This is a genomic window from Pseudomonas sp. (assembly GCF_035497915.1).
Taxonomy (GTDB): Bacteria; Pseudomonadota; Gammaproteobacteria; order Pseudomonadales; family Pseudomonadaceae; genus Serpens.
Map to the genome: position 1 here is coordinate 1 of NZ_DATJCS010000049.1, position 11662 is coordinate 11662.

The 11662-nt window shown below is 65.8% G+C and carries 10 protein-coding genes; 3 read left to right on the forward strand and 7 right to left on the reverse strand.

The window, feature by feature from the left end; translation table 11 throughout:
* The 3 genes from VL129_RS14695 to VL129_RS14705 all read left to right on the forward strand — a co-directional run.
* On the forward strand, positions 1-322 hold a 322-nt coding region (locus VL129_RS14695; protein ID WP_325413629.1), incomplete at its 5' end, for an FAD-binding protein.
* 313 nt (positions 323-635) lie between these two features.
* Positions 636-1421 (forward strand): substrate-binding periplasmic protein, encoded by a 786-nt coding sequence (locus tag VL129_RS14700; protein ID WP_325413977.1) that lies wholly within the window; start codon positions 636-638, stop codon positions 1419-1421.
* A gap of 216 nt (positions 1422-1637) precedes the next feature.
* Positions 1638-1931 carry a hypothetical protein gene (locus tag VL129_RS14705; RefSeq protein ID WP_325413979.1) on the forward strand — a complete coding sequence of 98 codons (294 nt, stop codon included), beginning with the start codon at positions 1638-1640 and terminating at the stop codon, positions 1929-1931.
* A 10-nt stretch (positions 1932-1941) separates the two neighbouring features.
* On the opposite strand, the gene VL129_RS14710 is transcribed toward VL129_RS14705, so the two are convergent.
* The 7 genes from VL129_RS14710 to VL129_RS14740 form a co-directional block, all read right to left on the reverse strand.
* A complete protein-coding gene (locus tag VL129_RS14710) occupies positions 1942-3771 on the reverse strand; it encodes a long-chain-acyl-CoA synthetase (protein WP_325413981.1) in 1830 nt (609 codons plus the stop codon).
* Positions 3772-3881: 110 nt separating this feature from the next.
* Positions 3882-4706: an SDR family oxidoreductase gene (locus tag VL129_RS14715; RefSeq protein WP_325413983.1), complete on the reverse strand. Its 825-nt coding sequence runs from the start codon at positions 4704-4706 to the stop codon at positions 3882-3884.
* Positions 4707-4907: 201 nt separating this feature from the next.
* The gene (locus VL129_RS14720) at positions 4908-6896 is read right to left on the reverse strand and encodes an acetyl/propionyl/methylcrotonyl-CoA carboxylase subunit alpha (RefSeq protein WP_325413985.1); all 1989 of its coding nucleotides are present in this window, start codon (positions 6894-6896) and stop codon (positions 4908-4910) included.
* A gap of 67 nt (positions 6897-6963) precedes the next feature.
* On the reverse strand, positions 6964-7758 hold the full coding sequence (locus tag VL129_RS14725) for an enoyl-CoA hydratase/isomerase family protein (protein WP_325413987.1): 795 nt from the start codon (positions 7756-7758) through the stop codon (positions 6964-6966).
* A gap of 126 nt (positions 7759-7884) precedes the next feature.
* Entirely contained in the window at positions 7885-9048 is a 1164-nt protein-coding gene (gene atuD / locus VL129_RS14730) for a citronellyl-CoA dehydrogenase (RefSeq protein ID WP_325413989.1), read from the reverse strand.
* A gap of 41 nt (positions 9049-9089) precedes the next feature.
* Positions 9090-10706 (reverse strand): geranyl-CoA carboxylase subunit beta, encoded by a 1617-nt coding sequence (gene atuC, locus VL129_RS14735; protein ID WP_325413991.1) that lies wholly within the window; start codon positions 10704-10706, stop codon positions 9090-9092.
* A 4-nt stretch (positions 10707-10710) separates the two neighbouring features.
* Entirely contained in the window at positions 10711-11580 is an 870-nt protein-coding gene (locus tag VL129_RS14740) for an SDR family oxidoreductase (RefSeq protein ID WP_325413993.1), read from the reverse strand.
* Between the last annotated feature and the right edge of the window lie 82 nt (positions 11581-11662).

Here is an 11662-nt window from a genome sequence, read left to right on the forward strand (position 1 = left end):
CATGCAGAACGGCGACAACTTCAAGCTGCTCTACAGCCTGGCCGACAAGCTCGGCGCGGCCGTGGGCGCCTCGCGCGCCGCTGTGGACGCCGGCTTCGTGCCGAACGACATGCAGGTCGGCCAGACCGGCAAGATCGTCGCCCCGCAGCTGTACATCGCCGTGGGCATCTCCGGTGCCATCCAGCACCTGGCGGGCATGAAGGACTCCAAGGTGATCGTCGCGATCAACAAGGACGAAGAAGCCCCGATCTTCCAGGTGGCCGACTACGGCCTGGTCGGCGACCTGTTCGAGGTGGTGCCGGAACTGGAAAAGCTGGTCTGATCCGACTGGTCCGGTGACACAAGAAACCCGCTCCCCGGAGCGGGTTTCTTGTGGGTGGCTTTTTTGTGGGGCCGGGTTTACCCCGGCCGACGAGGGTGCGGTCGAAATCGAGGCACGGAGGCCAACTCCGCTGGCCGGCATAAAGCCGGCCCCACAGGGGTACGGCGCGGCCCGATGGGTTGGGTAAAAAACGGGCTGCTTTTCTGTGGGGCCGGGTTTATCCCGGTCGACGTTCTGCGGGTGTGTCTTGTGCCGATGTGCCAGGCCGTTTCCGGGTGTACCATTCCGCTCCCGGCTTCCATGCGGTACCTCCATGCCTCGTCGCCTGCTATCCATTCCGCTGATTCTCTGCTTCACCCTGCTGCCCGTTCGGAGCCCGGCTGCCGATTCGTGCGAGCATCTGGTGGCGATCGGCGTGGGCGAGCGGGCGCCCTACCACTGGCAGGATCCGTCGAGCCCACAGCCGCAGGGCGCCAGTGTCGCGCTGCTGCAGCAAGTGGCCGCGGAACTCGGGCTGACTGTGGAGATCCTGACGGCCGACAGTCTCGAGCAGGCCGAGCGCGAAGCCATCAGTGGCCGGGTGGACCTGCTGATCGATGCCGAATTGCGTCCGGAATTGCTGGCCGGGCTCGATTTCCTGGATCCGCCGCTGCACCAGGCGCCGGTGGTGACCTGGGTCGCCAGGGATCGTGCCTTCCCATTCCAGGGCTGGGAGGATCTGCAAGGTCGACGCGGCGTGCATATCGATCCGGCGGACTCGGGCAACGGGGATGAGTCGCTGCGGCTGGGCTCGCACGAGGATTTTGGGCAGGAGCTGCACAGCCTGCTGGAAGGGAACAGTGATTACGTGCTTTTCGAGCACGCGCTTGGCCAGCTCGAAGTGTTGCGCCAGGGGCTGGCCGATCAGGTGGAAGTGCTGATGCCGGCGCTGTACACCCGGCCGCGCTATCTGGCGTTGTCCCATAACTCCGCCTGCAATGCCCCCGAACTGCGGAGCGGGTTGACTGTGGCGCTGCAAGGCCTGGCCCGTGAGGATTCGGGAATGCTGATGGTTCGCAACTTCCTGCGGCAGTGGGCCTGGCAACCGCAGGTCGATTAAGCGGGTTCGACTGCCGTAACTGGCATGGATGCTGCTGGCCTCATATCGGCTGGTAATAAATCGTCATGGAAAGCTATGTGCCGTTTACTGCGATTGCTCTTTTGTCTGTGCCTTGGTGTGTCCGGCACGCCTGCCCTGGCCTCCGCAAACGATCCGGAGCCCGGCCTTTGCCGGAGCGTGGCGTTCAGGACACTGAACGACCTGTGCGAGGCGGTCATGCGCATCTTTCCGATTCGCGAGAGCCAGAAGCCCGTCGCGAGGGAACCGGAAATCGTCAGGCCGCTGGACCTGACGCTGCCGCCCCTGCTCGGTCAGGGTGAGGACGCGCCGCTCGATTCGCACCAGCCACTGCTGCCGCCGCTGTTCGGGTCGCAACCGCAACCTGGGACGATGAGCCTCGGCGGGCGGCTGATCACCAATGAGCAGGATGATGCGCCGTTCGAGTTCGACCTGAGCAACATGATCGATCGCATCGAAGGCGCCGAACTCCGTATCGAGATTCGTCAGTGAGGCCCTCGCCTCACAGACGATAGTCTCCGCGCGACAACGCGGCGTGCCGAGCCGTGTCCAAGGCCTGGAAGCCGGGGGCATCGGGTAGCAGGATGAACAGCGGGTCGGCCGTCTGGGCAGGGTCGTAGGCCTGGCGCTTCAGCTCGGTCTTCTTGTATTTGAAGGTGCCGGTGGTTTCCACTTCGTTGAGCAGGCGAACGAACAGCGGCACGGCATAGGGCGGCAGATGCTGGCGCAGATGCGTGGCCAGCCCATTGGCATCGAAGCGGGTGCCCGCCAGGAGTCTCAGGGCTGCCATGCCGCAGCGCCCGTCCGCGCCCGGAACCTCCACACCGTACACCACCGCATCCTCGACACCTGGCCAGGCGCCCAGCACGTTCTCCACCTCCGTGGTGGACACGTTCTCACCGTGCCAGCGGAAGGTATCGCCCAGGCGATCGACGAACTGTGCGTGCTTGCAGCCGATGTCGCGCATCAGGTCGCCGGTGTTGAACCAGGCATCGCCCTTCTTGAACACGTTGCGGAAGATCGCTGCCTCGCTCTTGGCGGAGTCGGTGTAGCCGTCGAAGGGCCATTTCGGACTGATTTCGCTGATCAGCAGGCCGGCCTCGCCCTTGTTCACCTTGACCATGAAGCCCTTGCGGTCGCGCACCGGCTGCTCGTAGTCCAGGTCGTAGCGCACGATGGCGTAGGTGGCCGGGGTGAAGCCCACGGTGTTGTCGAAGTTGAAGACGTTGGTGAAGCCGATGTTGCCTTCGCTGGAGGCATAGAACTCGGTGATGCGCTCGATGCCGAAGCGTTGCTTGAATTCGCCCCAGATCGAGGGTCGCAGCCCGTTGCCGATCATGCAGGTCAGGGTGTTGCCCTGCTCCTCGGGGCAGGGCGGCTGGTTGAGCAGGTAGCGGCACAGCTCGCCGATGTAGCCGAAGCAGGTGGCGCGGAAATGCTGCACGTCCTTCCAGAAGGCGCTGGCCGAAAACTTGCGACGCAGGGCGATGGCTGCGCCGCCGGCCAGGGCGGCGCTCCAGCACACGGTCACGGCGTTGTTGTGGTAGCAGGGCAGGGTGAGGTACAGCACGTCCTGCTCGGTCAGGCTCAGTCCGGAATGGCCGAAGCCACCGTAGGCCTTGATCCATTTGCCGTGACTCATCACCGAGGCCTTGGGCAGGCCGGTGGTGCCCGAGGTGTAGATGTAGAAGCAGGCATCCTTCATGCGCACGCTCGCGGTGTGCGGCAGGTTCTCGCTCGATTCTGTGGTGGCCAGGTGGGCCAGGTTCTGCCAGCCATCCGGGGCCGTGCCGGCGTCCTGCAGGGTGTCCTGGTCGGCCAGCCAGAAGCGTCGTTCAGGGCGCAGGTCGTTGAGTTCGGACTGGATTTCCTCGAAGGGCTGCAGCAGCTCCGCGCCGATCACGTAATGACCGGGTTTCACCAGATTGAGGCTGTAGGCCAGCACCTGTCCCCGTTGCGCCGTGTTGACCAGCGCGCCGATGGCGCCGAGCTTGGCCAGCGCGGCCAGCACCGCGAGGATTTCCAGGCGGTTTTCCATCATCACCGCCACTACGCTGCCGTGGCCCACGCCGTGGCTTTCCAGGGCGCGCGCCAGGCGGTTGGCCCAGGCATTGAAGGCGGCGTAGCTGACGCTGCGCTGCAGGTCCATCACGGCGGGGCGCTCGGGAAAGCGCCGGGCGCTCTGCTCCAGCGCCCAGCCCAGGGACAGCGTCTTGTCGCGGTTGCGGATGGCCGTGTAGTAGAGCCCACGCAGCATGCGCGGTACGCGCGGCAGGTGATGGGGCAGGCGGGCGAGGAAATGGAAGGGGGAAATCGTGTCGGCACTGGCCATGGCGCGAGCCTCTTGGGGCGGGATTATTGTTCTGGGCCGCTGCAGCCTAGATAGGCCTGCCAAGTCCTGCCATGACTGTGTCGACGTTCTCGCCGTGGCAGATGGGCGAATCAGTCGAGATACAGGTCGGGCATCAGTGGCCCGCCCGCCGGATCGTACCGATACGCCTCGAAATCCGTCACGCCCTGTTCACGCAGGATCTCCTCGTCGACCAGCAGGCGACCGGTCAGGCTGCGTCCGGCGCTTGTCAGGATGGCATGGGCGGCATCGGCCATGATCGCGGGGGTGCGCGCCTGTTTGAAGATCTGCTGGCCACCCAGCTCATATTCGATGGCGGCGGTGGCGATCACCGTGCGCGGCCACAGTGCGTTGACGCTGATGCCGTACTTCTTGAACTCCTCGCTCATGCCCAGGGTGAGCATGCTCATGCCGTACTTGGTGGTGGTGTAGGGGCCGTACTGAGCGAACCACTTGGGGTCGAGGTTCAGCGGCGGCGACAGGCTGAGAATGTGCGGGTTGGCGCTTTTCTTCAAATAAGGCAGGGCGGCCTGGCTGCAGACCATCACCGCGCGGGTGTTGATCTGGAACATCAGGTCGAAGCGCTTCGGCTCCAGTTGCTCGACACCCTGCAGGCGGATGGCGCCGGCGTTGTTGACCAGCGCGTCGAGGCCGCCGAAATGCTCGGCGGCGCGTTGCATGGCGGCGCGTACCGCCAGTTCGTCACGCACGTCCAGCCGCAGGGCCAGGGCCCGGCCGCCGGCGGCTTCGACTTCCGCAGCCACGCTGTGAATGGTCCCGGTCAGCTTGGGATGGGACGTATCGCTCTTGGCGGCGATGACGATATTGGCGCCATCGCGCGCCGCGCGCAGGGCGATCTCGCGACCGATGCCACGGCTGGCGCCGGTAATGAACAGGGTCTTGTCTTGCAGTGTCATGGAACATTCCTTTTTAACGGGCCATTAAAAAGGGAAGACCGCACTGCGACCTTCCCCGTTTCAGCAGCCTAGATCAGGCTCCAGATTGGATTGCGGCAGCCCTTGCCGGCTCGGCAATCGTAGGGTGGATCGCGCTTCACCGATCCACCGTGCGTGCGACGGTGGACAAGGAAAGCGTTGTCCACCCTACGGTTCGCACGCTCAGGCTTCTTCCGGCTCGATCTCCACCAGCACCTGGCGGTTCTTCACCTGATCGCCCTTGCTCGCGCCGACCCGGCGGATCACGCCATCAATGCCGGCCTTGAGCGGATGCTCCATCTTCATGGCTTCCAGCACCACCAGCAGCTGGCCCTTGGTCACGCGGGAGCCTTCCTCCACCAGCATATCTACGATGGCGCCATCCATCGGCGCCTTGATGGTGCCGGAGCTGACTGCGCTCTGGCCGCCGGCCGGCGCGTGGCTGACATCCGTCAGCGACAGGTTGCCGAAGTGGCCGTACAGCCACAGGTTCTCGCCGTCCAGGTGATAGGCCTGGCGCTGGCGGATGCCGTCCAGTTCGAAGGTCAGCCAGCGGCCGTCGCTGTGCAGCAGGCGCAGGTTCAGTTGGCTATCGCCAACCGTAGCCAGCAGCGTCGGTTGCGTGCCGTCACGCTGCACCTCCAGCGCGACCTTGTGGGGCTGCTCGCCCTGTTTCAGGGTGAACTGCCAGGGCGCGCTGCCGGCGCTGCGCCAGCCAGCCAGTTGCGGCTGATGGGCGCGACCATTGGCCGAGGCCTGATAGAGCAGGGCGGCGGCCACGGCCAGTTCGCGGGCCGCCGGGGCCTGCGGGGTCAGGCTTTCGTCAGCGCTGAAGTGCTCGGCAATGAACGCCGTGGTCGCGGCACCCTTGGCGAACTCGGCGTGGTTCAGCAGGTTGGCCAGGAAACGCTGGTTGCCGTTCACGCCCAGCAGCACGCAGTTCTCCACGGCGCGGACCAGCTTGCGACGTGCGTCGTCACGGGTGGCGCCGTAGGCGATGACCTTGGCCAGCATCGGGTCGTAGAACGGGGTGACGTCCTCACCTTCCACCAGACCGTGGTCGATACGCACGCCGTCGAGCAGCTCCGGCTCCCAGCGCAGCACGGTGCCGGTCTGCGGCAGGAAGTTGCGGGTGGCGTCTTCGGCATACAGGCGCACTTCGATGGCGTGGCCGTTGAGCGGGATCTCGTCCTGCTTGAGCGGCAGCGGCTGGCCTTCGGCGGCGCGGATCTGCCAGGCGACCAGGTCCTGACCGGTGATCAGCTCGGTGACCGGGTGCTCCACCTGCAGACGGGTGTTCATTTCCAGGAAGAAGAACTCGCCGCTGGCATCCAGCAGGAACTCCACGGTGCCGGCGCCGACATAGTTCACCGAGGCGGCTGCCTTCACGGCGGCCTCGCCCATGGCCTTGCGCAGCGCCGGGGTCATGACCGGGCAGGGCGCTTCTTCCACGACCTTCTGGTGGCGGCGCTGCACGGAGCAGTCGCGCTCGCCCAGGTAGACGATGTTGCCGTGCTGGTCGCCGAACAACTGGATTTCCACGTGGCGCGGACGGATCACCGCGCGCTCGATGATCAGCTCGCCGGAGCCGAAGGCGTTCTGCGCTTCGGAACGGGCGGTGCGGATCTGCTCCTTCAGCTCGCTGGCCTCGTGCACCAGACGCATGCCGCGACCACCGCCGCCGGCGCTGGCCTTGATCATCAGCGGGTAACCGACGCGCTCGGCTTCGCGGATCAGCGTCTCGTCGTCCTGGGCGGCGCCCTCGTAACCGGGAATGCAGGGCACGCCGGCTTCCAGCATGGCGATCTTCGACAGGCGCTTGCTGCCCATCAGGTGGATGGCTTCCACGGTCGGGCCGATGAACACGATGCCGTTGGCTTCACAGGCGCGGGCAAAGTCGGCGTTCTCGGAGAGGAAGCCGTAACCGGGGTGAATGGCATCGGCACCGGTCTTCTTCGCCGCGGCGATGATGTTGTCGATCACCAGATAGGACTGGTTGACCTGCGCCGGGCCGATGCACACGGCTTCGTCGGCCACCTGCACATGACGCGCGTTGGCGTCGGCTGCGGAGTACACCGCCACAGTGCGATAGCCCAGTTCCTTGGCGGTGCGCATCACCCGGCAGGCGATCTCGCCGCGGTTGGCAATCAGAATCTTGTTGAAAGCGGGCATCTGGGTGCTCCTGCTGGTCATCAGCGAATGCGGTCAGGCAGACCGAGCCGAGGCTCGGTCGGGCCGATTACTGCGCCCACTTGGGCGCACGTTTCTGTACGAATGCCATCGTGCCTTCGACGCCTTCGGCTCCGGTCACGGCGGCGGCGAACTGTTCGGCGGCGCGATCGAGCAGCGAATTCATCGCCTCGGTTTCGCTGGCCAGCAACAGCGCCTTGGTCTGTGCATTGGCGCCCGGGGCACACTGGCGAATTTGCTGGATCACCTCGGCCAGACGGCCGTCGAGGCCGTCGGCGGCTTCGCAGTAGTGCACCAGGCCCAGGCGCAGGGCTTCGGCACCGTCGAAGCGGGCAGCGGTCAGGGCCAGGCGGCGAGCCTGGGTCAGGCCGACACGCTTGACCACGAACGGCGCGATCTGCGCCGGCAGGATGCCCAGGGTGGTTTCCGGCAGGCCGAACTTGCAACCTGCGGCAGCGATGGCGATGTCGGACACGCAGGCCAGGCCGAAGCCGCCACCCAGCACGGCGCCTTCCAGCACCGCGACGACCACCTGCGAAGCGGCCTGGGCTTCTTCCAGCATGGCGCCGAAGGCACGGTTCAGTTCGCGGTACGCGTCAGGGCCCTTGGCGCGCGCCCCGGCCATGTCCTTGATGTCGCCGCCGGCGCAGAAGTGGCCGCTGGCGCCGCGTAGCACCAGGGCGCGCACGGAACTGTCGTTGCGCACGCTTTCCAGCACGGCGCGCAGCTCATGCACCATGGCCAGGCTCATGGCGTTGCGGCTGTCCGGACGGTTGAGGGTGATGTGCAGCACGCCGGCGTCGAGGTTGAGCAGCAGGGTGTCGCAGTGGGGTAGATCGGCCATGGCAGGCTCCTTGATGTATTCGCAAGAGGAGAGGGCAGTCGTAGGGTGGATCGCGCTTCACCGATCCACCGCGCGCGCCGTTGCCGGCGCGAAGGTGGCCAACGCGATGCGTTGACCACCCTACGGTCAGCCCTTCTTCTTCTTGCCCGGCAGGATGCCCATCATCTTGCAGATGATGCCGATCATGATCTCGTCGGCGCCGCCACCAATGGACACCAGGCGCACGTCGCGGTAGGCGCGCGACACCGGGTTGTCCCAGGTGAAGCCCATGCCGCCCCAGTACTGCAGGCAGCTGTCGGTGACTTCACGGCCCAGGCGGCCGGCCTTGAGCTTGGCCATGGAGGCCAGCTTGGTCACGTCGCGGCCCTTGATGTACTGCTCGGTGGCCTGGTAGACCAGCGCGCGCAGGGCTTCGATCTCGGTCGAAAGCTCGGCCAGGCGGAAGTGCACCGCCTGGTTGTCGATCACCGGCTGGCCGAAGGTGTGGCGCTGGCGGGTGTACTCGATGGTCTGGTCAACGCACAGTTCCAGGCCCTTGATGATGTTGGCCGCGCCGAACAGGCGCTCTTCCTGGAACTGCAGCATCTGCATCATGAAGCCGGCGCCTTCGTGGCCGATGCGGTAGCGCTGCGGCACGCGCACGTCATCGAAGAACACCTGGGCGGTTTCCGAGGAGCGCATGCCGAGCTTCTCGATGTGCGGGCTCAGGGTGATGCCGGGGGTGTTCATCGGCACCACGATCAGCGATTTGTTGACGTGGGGCTTGTCGTCGCTGGTGTTGGCCAGCAGGCAGATGAAGTCGGCCTGCGGGCTGTTGGTGATCCACATCTTGGCGCCGTTGATGACGTAGTCGTCACCGTCCTTGCGCGCGGTGGTCTTCAGGCCGGCCACGTCGGAGCCGGCGCCGACTTCGGATACGCCGATACAACCGATCATGTCGCCGGCGATGGCCGGGGCGAGGAACTCGTGGCGCAGCTCATCGGAACCGAAGCGCGACAGGGCCGGGGTGCACATGTCGGTCTGCACGCCGATGGCCAGCGGCACACCGCCGCAGTGGATGGTGCCGAATTCTTCGGCGGCGACGATGGAGTAGCTGTAGTCCAGGCCCATGCCGCCGAATTTTTCCGGCTTGGAGATGCCCAGCAGGCCCAGGTCGCCGGCCTTCTTGAAGATCTCGCGCATCGGGAAGCGGCCGTCCTTCTCCCATTCGTCGACGTAGGGGTTGATCTCCTTGTCGACGAAGTTCCTGACGGTGCGGCGCAGTTCGTCGTGTTCCTGAGTGAAGTGCATTGTTGTTGTCCTTCTTCGAATTTTCAGGAGGCGGAGGGCGCTTACAGGCGCGCCACACCGAAGGTATTGGATTTCAGCGGCCGCACCTCGGCTTCGGCACAGACGTCGAGCAAAAAGCCCAGCAGCTTGCGGGTATCGCGCGGATCGATCAGGCCGTCGTCCCACAGGCTGGCGGTGCCATACAGCGCGGTGGACTGGCTGTCCAGCTTCTGCGCGGTCACGGTTTCCAGCATGTCGAGCATCTTCGGGTCGGGCGTCATGCCCTGCCGGGCCTGCTTGTCCTCGGTGACGATGCGCAGCACCTTGCCGGCCTGGGCGCCACCCATCACGGCGGTGCGGCTGTTCGGCCAGGCGAAGATGAAGCGCGGGTCCAGGCCGCGGCCGCACATGGCGTAGTTGCCGGCGCCGTAGGAGCCGCCGACCACGATGGTCAGCTTGGGCACGCGGGCGTTGGCCACGGCCTGCAGCATCTTCGAGCCGTGCTTGATCACGCCGTTCTGTTCCGACTCGGTTCCGACCATGAAGCCGGTGGTGTTGTGGAAGAACAGGATCGGCGTGTTGCTCTGGTCGCACAGCTGGATGAACTGGGCGGCCTTGGCGGCGCCACGCGGGGTGATCGGGCCGTTGTTGCCGATGAAGCCGCAGGGCTGGCCTTCGATGCTCAGGTGGCCGCACACGGTCTGGCCGTCGAACTCGTTCTTGAAGTCGAGGAACTCGGAGCCGTCGGCGATGCGGGCGATGATCTCGCGCACGTCGTAGGGCTTCTTGGCGTCGTTGGGCACGATGCCCAGCAGCTCCTCGGCCGGGTACAGCGGCTCGCGCCAGGCCTTCTTCGCGCGCACCGGCAGCTGCAGGTCCCACGGCAGCATGGCCATGATGTTGCGCGCCAGGCGCACGCCGTCGGCGTCGTTCTCGGCCAGGTATTCGGCGGTGCCGGCGATCTGCGCGTGCATCTCCGCGCCGCCCAGCTCTTCGTCGGTGGCGATCTCGCCGGTGGCGGCCTTCAGCAGCGGCGGGCCGGCGAGGAACATCTTGGCCTTGCCGCGCACGACCACCACGTAGTCGGACAGACCCGGCTGGTAAGCACCACCGGCGGTGGAGGAACCGTGCACCACGGTCACCTGCGGAATGCCCATGGCCGAGATGCGCGCCTGGTTGGCGAAGCCGCGTGCGCCTTCGACGAAGATGTCGGCGGCATAGTTCAGGTTGGCGCCGCCGGATTCGGCCAGCGTGACGATCGGCAGCTTGTTCTCCACGGCCACCTGCTGCATGCGCAGGGATTTCTTCAGGCCGGTGGGGGAAATGGTGCCGCCCTTGATGGCGCTGTTATTGGCCAGCACCAGGCAGCGCACGCCTTCCACGTAGCCGATGCCGGCAATGATGCCGCCGCCGGCCTGGGTGCCGTCCTTGTCGTCGTGCAGCTTGTAGCCGGCCAGCGAGGACAGCTCCAGGAACGGCGCGCCCGGGTCGAGCAGCAGGTTGATGCGTTCGCGTGGCAGCAACTGGCTGCGCTTCTCGAACTTCGGTTTGGCCTCCTGGGCCTTGTCGAGCACTTTCTGTTCGACCTCGCGGAAGCTGGCCACGGCCGCGAGCATGGCCTCGCGGTTGGCGGCAAAGGTTTCGCCGTGGACGTCGATCTCTGACTGGATCACGGGCATGTTCTTATTCTCCGTCCTTCAGTACGTCAGGTTGGTAGGCGCGGTGGAAACCGTTGTACGACTCGCTGTTGCGGGCCTTGCCCAGGGTCCAGGCGCGGGTGCCGAGGCTGGCCGCGCCGTCGATGCGGATGGTGTTGCCGCTGATGAAGCCGGCGCCGGGGGAGAGCAGGAAGACGATGGCCGAGGCGATCTCCGCTTCGGTGGCGATACGCTGCAGCGGCACGTGATCCTTGAGCGAACGGATCATGTTCTTCATGGCGTCCGGGTAGGTGTCCATGCCGCTGGAGGCGACCCAGCCGGGCGCCACGGCATTCACGCGCACACCGGCATGGCCCCATTCGTAGGCGGCGGTCTTGGTGAAGTTCTCCATGCCGGCGCGGGCGGCACCGGAATGGCCCATGCCCGGCATGCCGCCCCACATGTCGGCCAGCATGTTGACGATGCTGCCGCCGTGCTTGGACAGGCTCTGCAGGAAGACTTCCTTGGCCACCAGGAAACCACCCACCAGGTTGGTGCGCACCACGGCCTCGAAGCCCTTCTGGTTGATGCCGATCAGCGGCGCCGGGAACTGGCCGCCGGCGTTGTTGACGAGGTGATGGATGCGCCCGCGTTCGGCGATCACCGTCTTGACCATGGTTTTCACGGCTTCTTCATCGCGGATGTCGCAGATCTGGAAGCTGACGCTGCCGCCGTCCTCGGCGATCTCGGCGGCGGTCTTTTCCAGCTTTTCCAGCTTGCGGCCGACCAGCACCACATGCGCACCCAGCGCCGCCAGCTCGTGGGCGGTGCAGCGACCGATGCCGCTGCCGCCGCCGGTGACCAGGATGGTCTGGCCGGCGAACAGATCGGGTTTGAATACCGAGTCGTAGCTCATTGTTGTTATTCCCGTGTTCAAAACGTGGATCCGGCGCAGGGCGGTCGGCGTCTTTCCGGCCGCCGGCTCTGTGCGGGCGACA

Bases quoted from the DNA above. Each gene is read 5' to 3' on its own strand.
- VL129_RS14700 (WP_325413977.1), top strand. From the start codon at position 636: ATGCCTCGTCGCCTGCTATCCATTCCGCTGATTCTCTGCTTCACCCTG.
- VL129_RS14705 (WP_325413979.1), top strand. From the start codon at position 1,638: ATGCGCATCTTTCCGATTCGCGAGAGCCAGAAGCCCGTCGCGAGGGAA.
- VL129_RS14710 (WP_325413981.1), bottom strand. From the start codon at position 3,771: ATGGCCAGTGCCGACACGATTTCCCCCTTCCATTTCCTCGCCCGCCTG.
- VL129_RS14715 (WP_325413983.1), bottom strand. From the start codon at position 4,706: ATGACACTGCAAGACAAGACCCTGTTCATTACCGGCGCCAGCCGTGGC.
- VL129_RS14720 (WP_325413985.1), bottom strand. From the start codon at position 6,896: ATGCCCGCTTTCAACAAGATTCTGATTGCCAACCGCGGCGAGATCGCC.
- VL129_RS14725 (WP_325413987.1), bottom strand. From the start codon at position 7,758: ATGGCCGATCTACCCCACTGCGACACCCTGCTGCTCAACCTCGACGCC.
- atuD (WP_325413989.1), bottom strand. From the start codon at position 9,048: ATGCACTTCACTCAGGAACACGACGAACTGCGCCGCACCGTCAGGAAC.
- atuC (WP_325413991.1), bottom strand. From the start codon at position 10,706: ATGCCCGTGATCCAGTCAGAGATCGACGTCCACGGCGAAACCTTTGCC.
- VL129_RS14740 (WP_325413993.1), bottom strand. From the start codon at position 11,580: ATGAGCTACGACTCGGTATTCAAACCCGATCTGTTCGCCGGCCAGACC.